At 61.9% G+C, this 18,968-nt stretch carries 14 protein-coding genes; 9 read left to right on the forward strand and 5 right to left on the reverse strand.

Annotated elements, in window-relative coordinates; translation table 11 throughout:
- Position 1: 1 nt before the first annotated feature.
- Complete coding sequence (rsgA, locus tag IEX75_RS22615) at positions 2-1,063, reverse strand: ribosome small subunit-dependent GTPase A (RefSeq protein WP_188798026.1); 1,062 nt, start codon at positions 1,061-1,063, stop codon at positions 2-4.
- A gap of 187 nt (positions 1,064-1,250) precedes the next feature.
- Here rsgA and IEX75_RS22620 point away from each other — a divergent pair, with 187 nt between their 5' ends.
- From IEX75_RS22620 to IEX75_RS22635, 4 genes are all read left to right on the forward strand, one after another.
- Positions 1,251-2,498, forward strand: coding sequence for an aminotransferase class I/II-fold pyridoxal phosphate-dependent enzyme (locus IEX75_RS22620; protein WP_188798028.1), 1,248 nt, complete (start codon positions 1,251-1,253; stop codon positions 2,496-2,498).
- Between the two features lie 3 nt (positions 2,499-2,501).
- A complete protein-coding gene (locus IEX75_RS22625; protein ID WP_188798030.1) occupies positions 2,502-3,107 on the forward strand; it encodes an SGNH/GDSL hydrolase family protein in 606 nt (201 codons plus the stop codon).
- A gap of 278 nt (positions 3,108-3,385) precedes the next feature.
- On the forward strand, positions 3,386-6,265 hold the full coding sequence (locus IEX75_RS22630) for a TonB-dependent receptor plug domain-containing protein (protein WP_188798032.1): 2,880 nt from the start codon (positions 3,386-3,388) through the stop codon (positions 6,263-6,265).
- Positions 6,266-6,350: 85 nt separating this feature from the next.
- Positions 6,351-8,195 carry a tetratricopeptide repeat-containing sulfotransferase family protein gene (locus tag IEX75_RS22635; RefSeq protein WP_229721036.1) on the forward strand — a complete coding sequence of 615 codons (1,845 nt, stop codon included), beginning with the start codon at positions 6,351-6,353 and terminating at the stop codon, positions 8,193-8,195.
- A 113-nt stretch (positions 8,196-8,308) separates the two neighbouring features.
- Here IEX75_RS22635 and IEX75_RS22640 read toward each other — a convergent pair whose 3' ends face one another.
- The 4 genes from IEX75_RS22640 to IEX75_RS22655 all read right to left on the reverse strand — a co-directional run bounded on the left by IEX75_RS22640 (position 8,309) and on the right by IEX75_RS22655 (position 13,384).
- Complete coding sequence (locus IEX75_RS22640) at positions 8,309-8,866, reverse strand: relaxation protein (protein WP_188798057.1); 558 nt, start codon at positions 8,864-8,866, stop codon at positions 8,309-8,311.
- A gap of 21 nt (positions 8,867-8,887) precedes the next feature.
- Positions 8,888-11,080, reverse strand: coding sequence for a Tle-like phospholipase domain-containing protein (locus tag IEX75_RS22645; RefSeq protein WP_188798060.1), 2,193 nt, complete (start codon positions 11,078-11,080; stop codon positions 8,888-8,890).
- Positions 11,081-11,101: 21 nt separating this feature from the next.
- Positions 11,102-11,971, reverse strand: a complete 870-nt coding sequence (locus IEX75_RS22650) for an ankyrin repeat domain-containing protein (RefSeq protein ID WP_229721037.1) — start codon at positions 11,969-11,971, stop codon at positions 11,102-11,104.
- 204 nt (positions 11,972-12,175) lie between these two features.
- Positions 12,176-13,384: an aspartyl/asparaginyl beta-hydroxylase domain-containing protein gene (locus IEX75_RS22655; protein WP_188798062.1), complete on the reverse strand. Its 1,209-nt coding sequence runs from the start codon at positions 13,382-13,384 to the stop codon at positions 12,176-12,178.
- Positions 13,385-13,533: 149 nt separating this feature from the next.
- Here IEX75_RS22655 and IEX75_RS22660 point away from each other — a divergent pair, with 149 nt between their 5' ends.
- The 5 genes from IEX75_RS22660 (at position 13,534) to IEX75_RS22680 (ending at position 18,949) form a co-directional block, all read left to right on the forward strand.
- Positions 13,534-14,397: a UDP-2,3-diacylglucosamine diphosphatase gene (locus IEX75_RS22660; protein WP_188798064.1), complete on the forward strand. Its 864-nt coding sequence runs from the start codon at positions 13,534-13,536 to the stop codon at positions 14,395-14,397.
- A 169-nt stretch (positions 14,398-14,566) separates the two neighbouring features.
- A complete protein-coding gene (gene grxD, locus IEX75_RS22665) occupies positions 14,567-15,493 on the forward strand; it encodes a Grx4 family monothiol glutaredoxin (RefSeq protein ID WP_188798066.1) in 927 nt (308 codons plus the stop codon).
- A gap of 105 nt (positions 15,494-15,598) precedes the next feature.
- Positions 15,599-16,294 (forward strand): winged helix-turn-helix domain-containing protein, encoded by a 696-nt coding sequence (locus IEX75_RS22670; RefSeq protein WP_188798068.1) that lies wholly within the window; start codon positions 15,599-15,601, stop codon positions 16,292-16,294.
- Positions 16,287-17,645: a HAMP domain-containing sensor histidine kinase gene (locus IEX75_RS22675; protein WP_188798070.1), complete on the forward strand. Its 1,359-nt coding sequence runs from the start codon at positions 16,287-16,289 to the stop codon at positions 17,643-17,645. Before IEX75_RS22670 ends, IEX75_RS22675 begins: the two co-directional genes overlap by 8 nt.
- Before the next feature lie 125 nt (positions 17,646-17,770).
- Entirely contained in the window at positions 17,771-18,949 is a 1,179-nt protein-coding gene (locus IEX75_RS22680; protein WP_188798072.1) for an efflux RND transporter periplasmic adaptor subunit, read from the forward strand.
- Positions 18,950-18,968: the final 19 nt, after the last annotated feature.

Raw genomic sequence — 18,968 nt, forward strand, 5'->3', positions numbered from 1 at the left:
CTCACCATCCCTCCCGGTCACGCGAACCGCGTGGACCATGTGGCTTGACCGTTGGGCGTCCGCCGCGCTGGCGGCGCAAGCGCGATTCGAGCAAGTTAGCCTGTTCTTCGCGTTCGTCGCGCAATTTCAGGTAATTGCGCCAGCGCTCGGGCGTGAGTTCGCCATCGTGCAAGGCTTCTTGAATGGCGCAGCCGGGCTCACTGCCATGGCCGCAATCAGCAAAGCGGCAGTTTTCGGCCAGGGCGTCGATGTCGGCGAACAGGTCGAGATTTTCTTCGCCCGTGAGCTTGAGCTCGCGCATCCCCGGTGTGTCGATCAGGCAACCGCCACTAGGTAACTGCAACAAGGCTCGATAAGTCGTGGTGTGACGTCCGCGGCTGTCGTGGCCGCGCACGTCGCCGATGGCCATGTGCTGGCTGCCGAGCAACGTATTGGTGAGGGTGGATTTGCCGGCGCCGGACGAACCCACCAGCACCGCGCTGTCGCCCGGCTTCAAGTAAACAGCGAGCACCGATGCGCTGGCCGGGTCCTTGCCGTTGATCGCGTGGATCGGCGTGCCTTCAGGCAGGCGCATTTTCAGTTCCGCGATACGGTTTTCCACACCCTCATTGAGATCGGGCTTGCTGAGCACCACCACCGGCTGCGCGCCCGAGCCCTCCACCAGCGACAGGTAGCGCTCGATGCGGGCGGGATTGAAATCCCCATCCAGGCCGGTCAGCACCAGCACGTAATCAATATTGGTGGCGATCACCTGCCGCTCGTAGCGTTCCCCGGCCGCGGCACGCGACAGCACGGTGCGTCGCGGCTGCACGATCTGGATGTGCGGCGGCTTGCCCGGTTCGATTTCCACGAAATCGCCCACCGCCGGGCGTTCGGCCGGGTCCAGCCCGCGCTTGAGGAAATGGCCGGCCGGCTGGGCGCTGAAAACCTGCCCGCCGTCATGCAGCTCGTAGCCGGCACGGTGTTGCGCCACCACGCGCGCCAGCCGCCGGCCCTCGCCCGGCAGGTCCTGGTCCCGCCAGCCGATGTGGCGAAGCCGTTGGATGGTCTGCGCGTCGGTCATGAAGTGGGATTATGCCCATCTTCGAACGGACTCGGGACCCGGTACGATCCAATGGGCATATGCCACCTGGTGCAAAGGCTCTTCCGCTTTTTGCCACATTCCAGCCCCACGGCGCCCGAACACGCTGTTAGGATCGTTAAGCCGGCAGCAAACCGGCTTTCCCGTTTCGTTAAAGGACTTTAGACCGTTGTCCCCGATCAAGCCCAGCGCGCACCTGGCCGAAGTGCGCTATGAAATCCGCGGCGCACTGACTCGTCGCGCGCGTGAACTGGAAGCGGCGGGAACGCCGATCATCAAGCTCAACATCGGCAATCCGGCCCGTTATGGCTTTTCGGTACCGGCCCACCTGCGTGAGGCCATCGCCGCGCATCTGCATGAAAGCGAAGCTTATGGTCACGAACAGGGCCTGGAAGAGGCACGCGAAGCCATCGCCGTGCAGCAGCGCGCACGCGGCGCACGCCATGCGCAGGTGGAACGCATCTTCATCGGCAATGGCGTCAGCGAACTGATCGATCTGAGCCTGCGCGCCCTGTTGCAGCCAGGTGATGAAGTGCTGTTGCCGAGCCCGGACTACCCGCTGTGGAGCGCTGCCACCATTCTCAATGGCGGTGTGCCGCGCTACTACCGCTGCCTCGCCGAGAACCGGCACATGCCGGATCCGGAAGAAATGGAAGCCCTGATCACCCCGCGTACGCGTGCGCTGGTGCTGGTCAATCCGAACAATCCGACCGGCGCCGTGTATCCGCGCGCCTTGCTGGAACAGATCGTAGAGATCGCCGCGCGGCATCGCCTGTTGCTGTTGTGCGACGAGATCTACGACGAAATCCTCTACGACGGCACGCCGTTCCAGCCACTGGCCGACGTAGCCGGCAACCACCCATGCCTCAGCTTCGGTGGCCTGAGCAAGGTGCACCGCGCCTGCGGTTACCGCGTGGGCTGGCTGAGTCTTTCCGGCGATCCGGCGCGCACGCATGAATACCGCGATGCGCTGCAACTGTTGGCTGCCTTGCGTCTCTGTGCCAACGTCACCGCACAGTGGGCGGTGATTCCGGCCTTGCAGGACGCACCCACCATCAACGCACTCACGTCGCCCGGCGGACGTCTTCATGAAGCGCGGCAGGCGATCCTCGACGGCGTCGCATCCAGCCGCTATCTGGATGTCGTATCACCAGGCGGTGCGCTCTACGCGTTCCCGCGCGTGCGCAGCGATCGTATCGCCGACTTCAACGATAACGAATTCGCGTTGCGCCTGTTGGAAGAGGAATCTGTGCTGATCGTGCCAGGCACCAGCTTCAACGTGCCAAACAGCCGGCACATGCGCCTCACCCTGCTGCCGCAGCCGGCGCAATTGCGCGAAGTGTTCGTGCGCATGGAGCGCGTACTGGAACGCTTAGCTGCAGAAGAAGCTCCCCGCGCCGCCGTGGCTGCCGTCTGATCCATGCCGCTGCGCTATCTGGCCCTGGGTGACTCGTACACCATCGGCGAAGACGTGCCTGCCCAGGCACGTTGGCCGATGCAATTGGTGGAAAAGCTGCGCAAGCAGGCTATTGCCATCGATGATCCACAGATCATCGCCGTGACCGGCTGGACGACGGATGAGCTGTCTGCCGGCATGGACCAGGCCGTACTCGCGGCTGAGTACGATCTGGTCACTCTGCTGATCGGCGTGAACAACCAATACCGCGGCCGCCCGGCGGAAGAGTATCGGGAGCAGTTCCATACACTGCTATTACGTGCCGTGACACTATCCGGCCGACGCGCCAGACGTGTGGTGGTGGTTTCCATTCCCGACTGGGGCGTCACGCCATTCGGTTATGCAAGCGGACGCGACCGCGCGCAAATCGCCCGCGAATTGGATACCTTCAATGCGATTGCACGCGAGGAAGCCAGCAAGGCCGGCGCGCCGTTTGTAAACATCACCGGTATCTCGCGCGAGCACGCGAATCTGGTTGCGTCGGATGGCTTGCACCCTGCTGGCGCGCAATATGCATTGTGGACGGACGCCATCGAACCGATGGTCACCGCAGCATTGCACGCTGATTGAGTCGTCGTCTTCCGGCCGACACGCGCATCTATCTTGCGCAAAATTGCACAATCTAACCAACGAGATTCACTTTCCAGCTTTTCCAGCGCCTCAAATGGCACCGCAAGTATTTACTCCACGTCAATTTCCTGAAACAGTTGCCATCAGGGGACGTTGGGGCAACTTGCAGTTTATGAGGACTGATTAGGCGTTCGCACGTCTAGCTGTTGCAAGGGAAAACAGCTCACAGCCCTCGTTGCACCGATGCTCCTCTGCGGCCATTTATTCGGGGAGACATCATGCAAGCTCATTACAATCGCTTGTCCATGGCGGTACGTCTGGCATTGTCCGTCGGCATCGCTTCATCAGCTGTCGTAGCCCATGCACAGGACGCCGGGGCACAGCAGAACAACTCGGCGCAACAGAACACACAGAGTAGCGATCAATCGCAGCCGTCCAAGACCAAGACGCTTCAAGCAGTCACGGTGACCGGCTCACTGATTCGCCGCGTCGACACCGAAACCGCAAGCCCCGTGGTGACGTTGGATCGCAGTGCCATCACCGCCAATGGCGCGCCTACGCTGGGCAACGTGCTGCAGCAGTTGCCCAGCGTTTCCGGCTACGCCACCAACCCGGCCAACAACAGCAACGGCGGCGGCGGCGCCAGCCCCACGCTGGAAGGCGGCGACGGCGCCTCGCGCGTGTCGCTACGTGGATTGGGGACCAACCGCACCCTGGTGCTGGTGGATGGCCAGCGCATGGCCAACGCGGACCTCAACATGATTCCGCAGAACATGATCCAGAGTGTGGATGTGTTGGCGGAAGGCGCATCCACCGCGTATGGCTCGGATGCGGTCGGCGGCGTGGTGAACTTCCATCTGCGCAAGGATTTCAAGGGCGCGGAGGTGAGCATCAATGACGGCATTTCCAGCCATGGCGACAGTCAGCGGCGCGGTTTCAACTTCACCACCGGCGCCAGCGGCGCAGACGGCAACATCGTGGCCGGCATCGACTGGAACAAATACAGCCCAACGCTGGCCCTGCGTCGCGGTTTCTCGCAGCGCGCGCTGTATCTGTCCAGCGGCGTCCCCACACCGCAAGGCTCAGGCACGATTCCTACTGGACGCATCCTGGTTCCGGCAGCACTCACGCCAGGCGGTTGTAATGTGAACGCCGCGGGCAACGCTTACGTGACCCTGGCCCGCGGCAGCGGCAACAGCCTTAGCGACTACCGCTGCTATGGCGGCTCCAACGACACCTTCAACTACAACGCCTACAACTACATCCAGACCGAGCAGAAGCGCGTGAACTTCTTCGTGCTCGGCAATTACAACATCACGCCGAACCTCACCGCGTTCGCGAACGTGTTCTATAACCGCACCAATTCCTCCGGCCAGGACGCCCCGGCACCCACCAGCACCAGCGATGGCTGGTATGTAGCGGCGAATAATCCGATCAATCCGTTCGGCGTCACCTTCGGCACACCGCCCGGCTACACGGGCACCAGCTACGTGATCAGCGAGCGCCTCACCGGACTGGGCACGCGCCTGCATACCTTCAACACCGATAACTTCCAGCTCAACACCGGACTGCGTGGCCACTTCGGCCAGAGCAGCTGGCTGTGGGATGCAAGCCTTAACTACGGCTACTCCAATCGCCAACAGACCAACTACAACGAAGTGAACATTGCCGACTTCCAGGCGGTGATCAACGGAGGCGGCAACATCTTCAATCAGGCCGATCCGGCAGTGACGGCACTATTGCAGAAGGGCGTGGATTCGCCGGTCTATACCCTCACCAATACGATGAAGCAGATGCAGTTCAATGCATCCGGCGAACTATGGGATCTGCCCGCCGGCGCCATGGAACTCTCCACCGGCGCGCTATACCGCTGGAACTCGATGAACTACACGGTGACGCCGGATGCCATTCTCAATCCCGGCACCGCCACCTGCGCCGTGCTGGCCGAAGCATGCGGCTCGCCCGGTCGCGGCAGTATCAGCGTGAGGGAGCTTTACGCCGAAACACTGATCCCGCTGCTATCGGAAAAGCCGGGTGCTTATGCACTGAATCTGGATGTGGGCATCCGCGCCTCCGACTACAGCACCTCCGGCACCACCACCAACAAGAAGCTCGCACTGGAATACCGGCCGGTGGCCGATCTGCTGATACGTGGCACGGTGACGCAGGTGTTCCGCGCCCCCAACCTCAACGAACTGGACGACGGTCTCACCATTGGCGGGCCCACCGTCAATGATCCTTGCATTGGCCTGAGCGCCGCGACGCTGGCTGCGCACCCCGCAGCCTGCCAATACGTGCCACCGCAATGGGCGGGCAACCCCATCCCACAGGTCACTGCCTACACCTCCGGCGGCAAGCCAGCGGGCGTCAGCCTGAAGCCCGAACATGGCACGTCCTTCGACCTCGGCCTGGTGTATTCGCCGAGCTGGCTGGAGGGTTTCTCCTCCACCGTGGACGTGTGGCGCATCAACCTGCATGACATGCTGACGCCGCTGGCGGCACAGACCGTGCTCGACGCCTGCTTTAACAACAACAGCAGCCCGTACTGCAACTTCATCCATCGCTACCCCAGCAGCAACGCACTGGCCGGCGCGATCTACTACATGAGCACGCCAGTGGTGAACCTGGGCAACCTCAGCACCAGCGGCGTGGATTTCAGCACCAGCTATACGATCCCGCACTTCGATGTCGGCGGGTTCAACCCCGGCAACTTCAAGGTGGGCCTCAATACCACCTACACCGGCTCGTTCTACAACGACGCCACACCGGGTCAGCCCGGCGCGCATACGGTCAACTACGCAGGAACCTACACGCAACAATTCGGCAGCATCGCCCGCTGGCGCGGCACGCTCACGCTCAACTGGTCGCTGGGCAACTGGAGTGCGCAATGGCAAACGCGCTACATCAATCACATGACCGACCTCAATGCCGACATCCTGACGGGTGCAAGCGCGCCGATGGCCTCGATCCTGTATCACTCGGCACAAATTGCCTACAACGTGCCGGCGATCAAGACGCGCTTCGAGTTCGGCGTGGACAACATCACCGACAAGGCACCACCGCTGATCTACCAGAACGGCCCGAACTACAACGTCGATACGGCAACCTATGACGTACTTGGTCGTTACTACTGGGCGCGGGCTACGGTGAAGTTCTAAACCGCAAACAAGTGCTTCGTGCCATCATCAACTCCCTCCCCTGCACATCGGGGAGGGAGCGACGCATCGAATAGAGGCACGAAACGTGGATGCATTGAAGAGCCAGCACTTGCTCAGCGCCTTCAACCAAGGCGATATGGCCCGCGTGCTGGCGCTGAGCGAAGCTCCGGCTGATGACGAAACCACCCTGCTGCTGCGCGCGTTGGCACTCCGCGCTACCAATCGCTTGCACGAAGCCTTGCCGCTCTTCACGCGGCTGACACAACTGCAACCGCATACCTTCGAATACTGGAACAACCTAGGGCTCGCAGCGCGTGAAGCAGGCGATGCATCCAGTGCCAAGCACGCATTGCAACGAGCGCTCGTGCTTGCTCCGCAACAGGCCGACGTGCACTACAACCTCGGCCTGCTTCATCTGCAGCAAAAGCATTGGGGCGCTGCGCGCGAATCGCTGTTAGAAGCCGTGCAGCTTGCGCCTGGCTTTATCGAAGCACGCCTGCAAGCGGCGCACGCCTGTCATGTGTGCGGCGACAATACCGGCGAAGAAGCGATGCTGGAAAACGCCGCCCACTGGCCGCCGCAACCCGCCGAGCAAGCGCTGACGCTGGCAAGCATGCTGTCCACACTTGGCCAGCAGGACGCAGCCATTCGCACGCTGCAAGAAGCCGTGCTGCCCGATGACGATACGGCTTGCGTGATGCGCCAGCGCATCACGGCCTTGCGCGCGGCGCTGTATGAGCGCACCAATCGTCTCGATCTGGCCGAAGCCGAATTGGCGAACCTGCCGCTGGACGACTTGCCCACCGATCACCGGCAACTCTCCTGCGCCGTCTGGCTGGCGCACGCCGCTGTCGCAGCACGACGGGCCGATACGTCACGTGCAGCGGAATTCTATGAGCGCATCATGGCGACGAGCGATGATGTCGACGTACTGGTGCAGGCCGCTTTCGGCCTCGCCACCGCTCGCGACAAGCAGGCACGTCATCACGATGCCTGGCAGGCGTTGCAACACGCACACGAAGTGCAACTTGGCATCGCACGCACCATCGTTCCCGAGCTGATGGCCAACGACAGCCCGCCGCTTGCGATGGCCGATTTATCCGTCAGCCGCCCTGAACATGACCGCTGGACAGCGCTGAAGCCGCCGCGCAGCGAACAAAGCCCTGTCTTCATCGTCGGCTTTCCACGCTCGGGAACGACGTTGCTGGAGCAAATGCTGGATGCGCATCCCGATTTCTGCGCGATGGACGAGCGAGCCTTCATGTATGAGCTGACCGAGCGCATGAGCCTGGCCGGGCAGCCCTATCCATCCGCCCTCGCCGACCTTACTGAAACGGAAGCCGATCAACTGCGCGCCGTTTATGCCGGCATGGTGAACAAGGTCGTGCCCGACCTGGGCGCGCGGCGGCTGGTCGACAAGAATCCGCTCAACATGCTGTGCCTGCCGATGATCATGCGACTGTTCCCGGAAGCACGCATCATTCTGTGTCTACGCCATCCTTGCGATGTGTTGCTGAGCTGCTATATGCAGTCCTTCCGCTCACCCGCCTTCATGGTGTTGTGCAGCTCGCTGCAGCGGCTTGCACACGGTTATGTCCGCGCATTCGAACATTGGTTCAACCAGACCGAAGTGTTTGCCCCGCGAGTGCTGGAATGGCGCTACGAGTCGGTGGTGAATCGCTTCGATGAACACGTGCTCAAGCTGGGGCACTTTCTTGAGCTTGACGATCCTATCCCACTAACCCACTTTGCCGAGCACGCGCGTAGCAAGCATTACATCAGCACACCCAGTTATGCGCAGGTGACACAGGGCATCCACAACCGTGCGGTGCATCGCTGGCATGCCTATCGGGAAATGTTCGAACCGGTGTTGCCGATATTGCGACCGGTCATGGAGCGGCTGGGCTACACAGCATCATCGTCTTCGTAGGTTGGGCTGAAATTCGCGCATCGAGAAGCACCAGAGCGTCGGGATGTCATCCCGGCCTACGTACTGATAAACATCATCGCCCCGCTACCGATGCCAAGCGCAGACACGCCTCTTCAACGTGGTTTGATCGGCACGTACTCGCCGTGGTTGCCGTAATGCGCACCCTTGGCATCCACGTTGGCGCACAGCCGGCCGTCACACTCCACCACATCCGCGGCGTTGTACATTTTCAGCGTCTCGGCAGAAAGCTGTTTGTCGTGAATCACGCCGGTATAGTGGATCAACAGCCACATGCCCCCCACCAGCAACAGCGCCAGACATGCGGCCGTTACGCCCACCACCTTCCACACCAGCATGCGGTGCAGGCCTTCGAGGCGGGCCATTTCCCGGCCGAGTTGCGCGACACCCTGGCCGACCTCACGGCCCACCGCATGCAGTTGCTGCTCATGATGGTCGATGGCCTGCTGCAAGCCACCTTTGACCTTGTCCGGCACGGTGCGCAGCGCGCTATCCGCCGTGTGCCTGACCACCTCGGGGAGTTGCCGACTGAGGTACTGCAAATCGTGAGCCAGTACCTGGAGCTGTTGCTCCACCGCCTGGCAACGCTGCTCGAACCGCATCATCAGCATCGAGGTCTTGCTGGTCAATTCGTCCAAATCCGTTGCTTCCATACTGCCCTCCTCCTTACGTTGTCAGCGGCACATGCCGCGGCTGTGGCTGACCGACTGTTGCTGGACGACTTGCTGTTGCAACTGCTGCAGCGCCTCCTGCTGAGCGATCAACTTGTCCTCCATCGTGGCCATCTGCACCGTGTGCGACCACATCTCCCGGCCAGGCCTCAGGCTCGCCATGGCCTGCGTATCCCGGTCGAACTGCTGCCAATCACCCATGTCGGCGGCGGCCAGCATGCGGTCCAGCCGTTGCGAAAAGCCCAGTTCCTTCGTGGTGTGCGCCTGGCTTGGCGAACCCGGCTCGTGCGAGCGCACCGCTGGCTGTTGCAAGGTTTGTGTGGCTCCGTATTCCATCTTCTGGACGTAGGCGTCCATGCTGGGCAACACGGTAGGTTGCATCAGATGGCGGTCAACCGCTTCCGCGCCCGCCTGTTTGCCGTCCGTCATGGCGTCGGCCAGCTGCGCCGCCCGAGCGGCATGCAAGGGCCGGAAATGCTCCCAGGCCAGCACACCGGCACCGGCCATCGCACCCAGCGCCGGCATCTGTTCGGACGCCCGTACCGTCATCGCACTCGCAGTATGCAGTTGTTGCGCTGCCCAATGGCCCGGCGCGGCGATGGCTGCATGGCTCAACTCGCTCATCTGCGTGGCAACCGCTTGCGTGGCGTGCTGCGCGGAGCGCGCGATCTCGCCATAGTCGGCCGATGTACGCCGGCCTTCGTCGAGCGCTCGCTCTGCCTGGGCAAACCCATCACGGCGCGCCTGCTCGCCGGCACGCTCCAGTTGGTCGGCCTGCCGTTGCATCCACGGCTGTGCATCCTCGGGCAACACATGGCCGATGCCGCGCAGCACGTTGGCATCCAGCGCAGCACCCGCCGCCCGCGCTTGGCCGATGCCGCGGTCCAACTGCGCTTCGAGCTTCGCCTCGGCTTCACGGGCGTAGATCAGGCTGGCCCCTGCCGCATGTTGAATCGCCTGCACGGCGGTGCCGGCCACTTGGATCGTCGCATCCACTTGATGTGCACCGCGTTCACTTAGCCTCTCCGCCATCGCGGCTTGTGTTTCCAGATGCGACACCGTCAACGTGTGTGCGCTTTGCGCCAGGGTGCCTGCACGCGCACCGAGGTCGGCGGCGCTTGCAAGATCACGCGCCATGGCGAGCACGGGTTCGTGCCGCGCAATCACTTCCGATAGACCCGGTACATACTCGCGCGTCACCGGCTGCTCGTCACGCCAAGCCATGGCCGCCAGTGGCACCACCTGCCCGGCCGCCAGCGGCACATCGCGCAGCAAACGATCGGCATCACTCCCTGCAAGCGCATCGACAAACGCGTGGACCGCAGGTTGCGATACCGGCGGCACGCCTTGCTGCAACTGCTGCGCCAGCCATGCACGGCCTTGCGGCACCTCGTTCACCACCCGACTCAGATGCTCAAGGGTTTGTGCCAGCTCGCCACGCTGTCTGGCATCCATGTCGCGAACCGTGCGCTGCAAGCCGTCATTGAGCAATTCACCTTGCACTTGGTAAGCGGTGATGCGCTGGCTGACGTCGTATACCGGCAAGCCGTGCTGCCCGGCATAACGCGCGGCGGTATTCGGGTGCAGCCCGGCTGCATTGAACGTGGTGGCGGGCATGCCGGTGACGGCTGAAGCGGCTGAAGCGAGGCCGCCGCCCAGGCTGTGGCCGGCGAGTTCGAAATCCACATGCGCAATTTTCAACTCCGCCGCTAAATTCATAGCGCGGACGTAATAGTCCGTTTCTAGCCCTATCGCCTGCGGACCATTGTTGGCGAGGAAATCCTCCGTGGTCGTATCGCGCAGGCCATTGGAGGTCAGCACCTGGCCAGACGAACCTTTGAAGACCGCGGTGGGCTTGTAACCGGGACCGAGCACCCTCGGGTCCGGTATGTAGATTTCGGCGCGGAAGCCGGACTCTTCCGGTTTGAGTAGATTGAGCATCTTCTCGCTGCTCAGACCCAGCTGCGATGCATACTTATACAGTACGTCTGGACGTTCGCTGGCGCGTATCCATCCTTCCGGCGGATGGCCTTCACCCTTAGCGGTCTCGTAAACGTCTTTGCTGAGCGCCGCCATTTCACGGTCGTGATACGCCTTTTGCAACAGCTCCGCCTGCCGCTGAGATACAGGGTCATGACTCGCGCGAAGTTCTCGCAGAAGATGCTGCTCTTTTTGATGGTCGATGGAACCGCTCATGTCGCTCCTTGATCGTCGGCATTACAACAACGGGATGTCTTTTTCTTCGTAGGGAAAGCCAAGGTTCTTGCGCATTTCACGCATGTGGTCTGGCATGGGCGGCCGTTCATAGCCGTGTTGCAATAACCATTGCTGGCACATGCGTTGCCAGGTTGGGTTACTCGGATTCCCGGGATGCCAGAAGATTGATTCAATCACTGGATTAATGGGTGGCGCCGGTGGCGGTGGCTGTTTTACCAAGTGCTGCAAGGTTGGATCAGCGCCATGTTGCAGCAGCCAGTAAGTCTGCTGAAACCCGCCCAAGGCTGCATAATTGAGAATTATCGGCACTCCTTGGCTCAAGGCATTGATATCCGCCCCTCGCTCCACCAGCAACTGCACGTTCTGCCACTGGTTGTGCCAGATAAACGCCTGGAACAACAGCGTCTCATCATTCGCGTTGCGCGTATCCGGATCACCACCGTGATCAAGCAGCAGTTTTAGGTAGACCGGATCGTCCTGCTTGGCCGCCCATACCATCGCGTTGCCGTGATAACGCATACCACGATCCCGCGTCTGGTACGAAAGTTTCACGTTCGGATTGGCCCCATTCTCCAGCATCGCCTGCAAGCCCTCCGGATTTTGCGTAAAGATCGGCCATGCCAGCAGAGGCATGCCGCTGTCGTAGGCATCCTCACTGAAGATCACGTCCGGATTGACATGCTCCTGCTTCATCAGCCGCTGCACGACGGCCGCGTTGCCATGCTCGGCGGCGATCGCCAAAGCTTGCGCCTTCGGATCCTTGAAGAACGCGACCACGTTGTAGTTCGATTGCGGCGCCGGCATGTCGCAGGCTGTCAACAGCAACATCATCGCTAGCATGAGCCACGCCATGCCAGCGCGTGCACCCATTGAAAAGATCGTCATCGTCCTTGGCATCGGCCATTGGAATGAAAAAAGTTGCATCGACCCTACCCATGCGCTGCGCGGGTGTCTGTAGGCGTTTGCAGTCGCGCGCTGCACGACGACATCGACGAAGCACCGTGCTGCCAGCCATGGCATGCAAACGCGTTCAAGTGTCAGCGGCGCGCACGAAACCAGCCATCTGCCCGCTGCTTACGCAGCGCTATCCTGATTGAAATCGCCGATCGCCCCGATCAACGCCGTCACAGCCACACGTTCGGCCTCGGTGAGATCAGGGTTCCAACTATCAAGAATCAGCACCACGCGCGTTTCACTACTGCGATTCCACGCCTCGTGCTCGAACGTATCATCGAATGTCACGCAGCGCCCTTCTTGCCAGACATGCGTTTCGCCACCGACGCGCAAAGCGCAATCGGGCGGCACGATCAACGGCAGGTGCGTTACCAGTCGTACATTGGTCACACCTGTGTGCGGCAAGATGTGCGTACCTGGACTCAGCACAGAGAACAGTGTTTCCGGTGCATGGTCGCGGATGCGGGTCAGCGGCAAGCTATCCAGCAAAGCCGCCGTGCGTGGGCAAGCTGCGGCGTTTGTGTCATACCGCTCGCCATGCCGGTAGAAGAAATACGCGTCCCAGGCAGCGGGCTGCGATCCGGATGATTGCAGCATCGCTTGCTGTGATTGCCCCGGCGGCGGCGCGCCGAGAAAAGCTTCCAGGCTTTGTTCGCGTGCAAGCACGCTGCGCAGTTCCTCACGCATCCAGTCCGTGGCGGCCTCCAAGGCGTCGTGCCACGGGAAGCGTTCGCGGGGGTAATAGGGCTGGCTGGGAATGTCGGGGAAATAGAGAAATTTCGGCCGCTGGCGTGGATCGGGCATCGACACGGCGTGCTCACCGAGATAGGCGTCCAGGCAACGCTCGACTCGTCGCATCTCGTCAACGCCATAACGCTGCTGCAAAGGCTCCAGCATGCGACGAAACCATGCCAGCCGCCCCATATCGACGTAGCGCATGGCATGCCTCACCGCGTCACGCAGACCGGGGGCGGTGGTTTCATTACTAAGCCATCGCCCTTGGTTTTGCGCTGTACGCAAGGCGCCGAAATAGGCCGTCAACGCGTCGTGTGGCTGGCCCAGGTGCTCCAGCGCCATGCCCAGCCGCAATCGCTCCACGAACAGCTCCGGCGCCTGGTGCACGGCTTGCCGCAATGCCTGGACTGCCGCAGAGAAATTCCCGGCCGCCAGTTGTGCCGCACCGAGCACCTGCAGGGCTTCCAGATCACCCGGAACCTCGTCCAACACCTGTTGGAACAACTGCCCGGCCTGCTGCAGGTCGCCACGCTCCAGGTAGGCATGCGCTGCCGCGCGCCATTGTGCGCGTTGCGTTTCGGCAGATGTGTTCATGGCCGCCTCCCCTTCCCTGCCAGCGTTTATCGCACACTGCCATTCCAGGAAAAAGGAGCCACGGCAACCTCTTTGCAACCTTTTCGCCATCGCACGGTGACGTTCCAGCGGCAGACTGTGATCCCGGCAACCAACCGGGGAGTCGTGCCATGGCCATCCTTCGCTGCCGAAGCGCCTTCATTTCCGACGTTCATCTGGGTACACCGGACTGCAAAGCAGCCTACCTGCTGGATTTCCTGCGCAATCTGCAGTGCCAGCAGCTGTATCTGGTGGGCGACATCATCGACCTGGAATCCCTGAGCCGCCGCCGCTGGTGGCATCCGGACCACGGCACCGTGATCGCCGAAGTGCTGGATATGGCGCGTCGCGGGATCGAGGTTATCTATATTCCCGGCAATCACGACTGCGCACTGCGCGGCCTGGTGGGACAATCCATCTGCGGCGTGCGCATTGAGTTGAACGCGATCCACGTCGGTGCCGATGGCCGCCGCTATCGTGTAAGCCACGGCGATGAATACGATCCCGAGCAGATCGGCCGCAGCTGGATGCTGCATCTGGGCGAAGCGATGCATCGCTTCGTATGCTGGGGCAACCGCCGCATCAACGCCTGGCGCCGCCGCATGGCGATGCCGTATCTGCCACTGTCGATCATCGTGAAATCGCACATCGGCAAGGCGTTGGCGTATATCCGCGCCTATGAAGAACGCGTCGCCGCCGGTGCACGCGAACACGGTGTGGACGGCCACATCTGCGGCCACATCCACTTCGGCCAGGTGCGCACCATCGACGGTGTGGTTTACCTCAATGACGGCGACTGGGTGGAACATTGCACCGCGCTGATCGAGGACGAACAGGGCGCGATGGAACTGATCCACTGGAGCGAGCAGCCGACCGCCCTGGGGCACGCCAGCCTTGAGCAGGTACAGCCCTCGCCGATGGCGGCGCTGGCGCTGGCACCACTGGCCCGGCGCAAGAAGCACGAAGAACTGGAAGAACTGAAGCCGGCGGCCTGAAACCGCCCCGCAGATTGGGGTGCAAACCCCAACATCACGAAGCGAAGCCGTTAGCACGGCAGTGTTGGGGTTTGCACCCCAATCTACAGAACCGGCCTTGATCCCTGCCGCGCCGCCAGCATATCGAAGGGCTACAATTGGCCCCTTCTCTGCTGGAGTCCCCGCTCTCATGTCGCTTGAATCCGCCACCCGCGATCGCATCGAAACCCTGTTGAAAGACCACCGCGTGGTGCTGTTCATGAAGGGCACCCGCTACCAGCCGATGTGCGGCTTTTCCGCCGCCGCCACCAACACGCTCAACGAGTTGCTGCCGGATTACCACACCGTCAACGTGCTGGAAGATCAGGAAATCCGTGAAGGCATCAAGGCGTTCGGCAATTGGCCGACCATTCCGCAGCTCTACGTGGACGGCGAACTGGTCGGTGGCGCCGACATCATTCGGCAGATGTACGGCAGCGGCGAACTGCATCAGCTGTTCGGGGTCTCGGCGCCAGATCGCACGCCGCCGGAAATCACCATCACCGACAAGGCCGCCGACGCCATCCGCAGCGGCACGGCCAATGCGCAGGGCTTGGCGCTGCATCTGGAAATCGGCCCGGACCATAGCGCCGGCTTCCAGCTTGCGCCCGCCAGCGAGCACGACATCGTGGTCACCGCCAACGGCATCGAAGTGCACTTCGATCCGGCCAGCGCGCAGCGCGCCAAGGGCATCGTGATCGACTGGGTTTCCACCATGCAGGGCGAAGGCCTGAGCCTGAAGTTTCCCGGTGCTGCTGGCGGCGTGCAGTCGATGAGCGTGCAGGAACTCAAGAACCGCCTCGCCGCCGGCAATATCACCTTGGTGGACACACGTCCTGCACAAGGCCGCGCCATCGCCGCACCGCTGCCGCAAGCGCGCATCCTGGAAGAAGAAGGCCACGCCGCACTCGCCAACCTGCCCAAGGACACGCCGATCGCCTTCATGTGCCACCACGGCATCTCCAGCCGCGGTGTTGCCGAGCAGTTCGCCGCGCATGGCTTCACGCAGGTGTACAGCGTGGATGGCGGCATTGATGCGTGGGCAGCCGAAATCGATGCGAGCGTGCCGCGTTACTGATACCGGCACGTCGCTGCATCGCTGCACATACGGGGCTTCGGCCCCGTATTTTTTTGCCTGCGTTAGTCTAGTGCGCATGCTGAACCCGCCGAGACGATGTCGCGCATGCGCTGCCTGCTGATCGAAGACGACGTGCAAACCGCTCGCTTCATCCGCGACGGCCTGCTGCGTTCAGGGCACGAAGTCACACTGTGCAGCGACGGTGCCAACGGATTGCAGCAGGCCGGCAACGGCGCCTGGGACGTCATCGTGCTGGATCGCATGCTACCGGGCGGCATCGACGGCCTAGCCGTGCTTGCCACATTGCGCGCGCAGGACAATCACGCACCCGTGTTGGTACTGAGCGCGCTGGCTGGCCTGGATGAACGCGTGCGCGGCCTGCGCGAAGGCTGTGACGACTACCTCACCAAGCCCTTCGCCTTCGAGGAACTGCTGGCGCGCATCGAGGCACTCGGCCGGCGCGCTTCCGTCGCCGCGAACCCAAGCGTGCTGAATGTGGCCGATTTGTCAGTCGACACACGTACGCGCCGCGCCTATCGCGACGGCAAGCCGATTGCTTTGCAACCGCGCGAATACCAGTTGCTGGAATACCTGGTGCGTTACCAGGGCGAGGTGATTACTCGCAAGCGGCTGCTGGCGGCCGTGTGGGGCTATCACTTCGATCCTGAAACCAACGTCATCGACGTACAGATGAGCCGTCTGCGCAACAAGGTGGATCGCGATTTTCCCATCGCGCTGATTCATACCGTGCGCGGTGTCGGCTACACGGTCCAGCCGCTGGACGAAACGTCGCATGACTAGCCTGCGCCACTCCATCGTCTTTCGTCTCGCGCTGGGCTATGGCCTGTTGTTCCTGCTCTCGATCGGCATCATCTCCTCCGTGTTCTACATCGGCACCGCCGGCCTGCTGGAACGCAATATCGACCAGCAGATCGTCGCCATCGCCCATCAGCTGGAGCAAGTGCACGAACGCAACGGCACAGCGGCGCTGCTGCAGGCTATCCACACGCTGTTGACCGATGACAAGGACGTGGAAACCGAAGAGTACCTGTTGCTCGATCCGCAAGGCAGCAAGCTGATCGGCAATCTCACTGCGTGGTCATATCTGCCTGAATCTGCCGATAAGCTCACCAAAACGAAAGTGGAACGCCTCGGGCGCAACTCCAACAGCCGCTTGCTGGTGCATCGCTTCGACGACGGTAGCCTGCTGGTCGTCGGGCGCGACTTGCAGGAACAGCGTCAGCTCGAGCAGATGATCCTGAGCGCGCTTGCCATCGGCGGCCTGCTGGGCTTATTACTGGCCATGCTGGGCGCGCTGCTGTTCCGCACACAGCTGCAAGCACGCCTGACGGCGATCCAAACCACCACGCAAGACGTCTCGGCCGGCAACCTCAATCGACGTATTGCCGCAGGCGAAGCCAAGGACGAATTGGCCGGCATCGCACGCGACATCAACCGCATGCTCGACGATATCGAACGGCTGATGGAGACCGCCCGCAACGTCTCAAACACCATCGCCCATGATTTGCGCACGCCGTTGGGAAGAATTCGCAGCGCGTTGGAAGAAACCCTGCAGCCACCCGCCGAAGCGCAACGCTGGCAGCGCACCGCGCACTATGCAATCGACGAAATCGATACCTTGATCGGGGTGTTCGAAAAGCTGCTGCAAATCGCCGAGGCCGAATCCGGCGTGCGTAGACAGCAGTTCGAAATACTGCAGCTACGCGCAGTGCTGGACGATCTCATGGAGCTTTATCAGCCAGTCGCCGAAACACAGGGCATGCAGCTAAGCGTGCACGTCGAAGGTACGTCCGCCGTACTGGCCGATCGCGACCTCATCGCCAATGTGCTGGCCAATCTCTTGGACAACGCGTTCAAATACGCCGGCCAGGGCGCATCCATCCATGTTTCCGCCCGACAGGACGAACAGCATGTCCACGTCGTGGTACAGGACAACGGACCAGGCATGCCACCGGATGCCATGAACCGCGCCACCGAACGCTTCTTTCGTGTTGACGACAGCCGCAGCCAGCGTGGCAATGGACTGGGACTTTCCATCGTGGCGGCGGTGGTGTCGCTGCATCACGGCGAGTTGAAGCTGGAAAATGCGCGGCCTGGGTTGAAGGTAAGCATGGTATTGCCAAAAGCCTGATCTTCACGGTCCTTGCACCGACAAGCAACCTTTCCAAACGGTAACTATGTCCCGCGCACATCCGCCGCTATGGTCAAGCAGGCGCAAGCCTGCCCCCATCCCCCGCAGCGAATCAAGACCGCTTCATGCCTTCCCAGCACGCACGCCTTCTTGTCCTTGCCATCGCCGTCGCCGCCGTCAGCGGCCTCGGCTATATCTGGCTGGCTCATCGCACACCACCGGCACCGGCCGCCAACACTGGCGCCGACACGCACAGTGTCACGCTTACCGACACACAAGCCAAACAGGTGTCAGTGATCGACGTAGGCACCCACACGTTCGATACCTGGCGTCCAGCAGTCGGCTACATCGACTATGACCAGGGCCGCATCGCGCAGGTCTCCAGCCCATATGCCGGACGCGTGGCCAGCGTCGCTGCGGAAGAAGGCGATACCGTACGCAAAGGACAACTGCTGTTCACCATCGACAGCCCTGATCTTCTGCAAGCCGAATCCGCCCTGCTCGCTGCGGATGGCGTGCTGACCCTGAGCCGCAAAACGCTCGAGCGCACGCAAAAGATGCTGCCCATCCAGGCCAGCGCAAAAAAAGATGTAGAACAGGCGATCTCCGACGAGCAAACCGCCGAAGCAAGCTACCGCGCGGCACGCAAGACCGTGTTGCTGTTCGGCAAGAGCGAGGCGGATATCGACCGCTTGCTCGCCACGCGCAAGGTGGAGGGCGAGCTGCGCATGCTGAGTCCGTTCGACGGCATCGTCGCCAATCGTTCACTGACAGTAGGTGATCTGGTGCAACCCGGCGGTTCACCCACGCCTTTCACCGTGGCTGATCTTTCCAGCGTGTGGGCAGTAGCGAACATGCCCGAGGACGATGCCGCTGCATTGAAGTTGCATCAACCGCTTGCCATCACGCTCCCGGCCTTGCCGGGTCGCACGCTGCGCGGCGAAGTGAGCTACATCGCCAGCGCCGTCGATCCAAATACGCACACTGTCCTTGTGCGGGCCGACATTCCCAATCCGGATCGCATGCTGCGTCCGCAGATGCTGGCTAACGTCGCCGTGCAGACGGCCATGGCGGAACACTCGCCTGCCGTACCCGAAGACGGGGTGGTGCGCGAAGGTGACGGCACCACCATGGTGTACGTCACGCAGGACGGTCGCCGTTTCGAGCAGCGCATGGTGAAGGTCGGCAAGCGCCAGCAAGGCATGGACCAGATTCTCGATGGACTGAAAGCCGGCGAACGCGTTGCCGGCGAAGGTGCGCTATTCCTCGACAACATGCTGTCGCAGCAGCCGGACGACGATTGAGTCGCCAGCTTCCGCGCAT

The organism is Dyella nitratireducens, assembly GCF_014642835.1.
In the GTDB taxonomy this organism is placed as follows: Bacteria; Pseudomonadota; Gammaproteobacteria; order Xanthomonadales; family Rhodanobacteraceae; genus Dyella_B; species Dyella_B nitratireducens.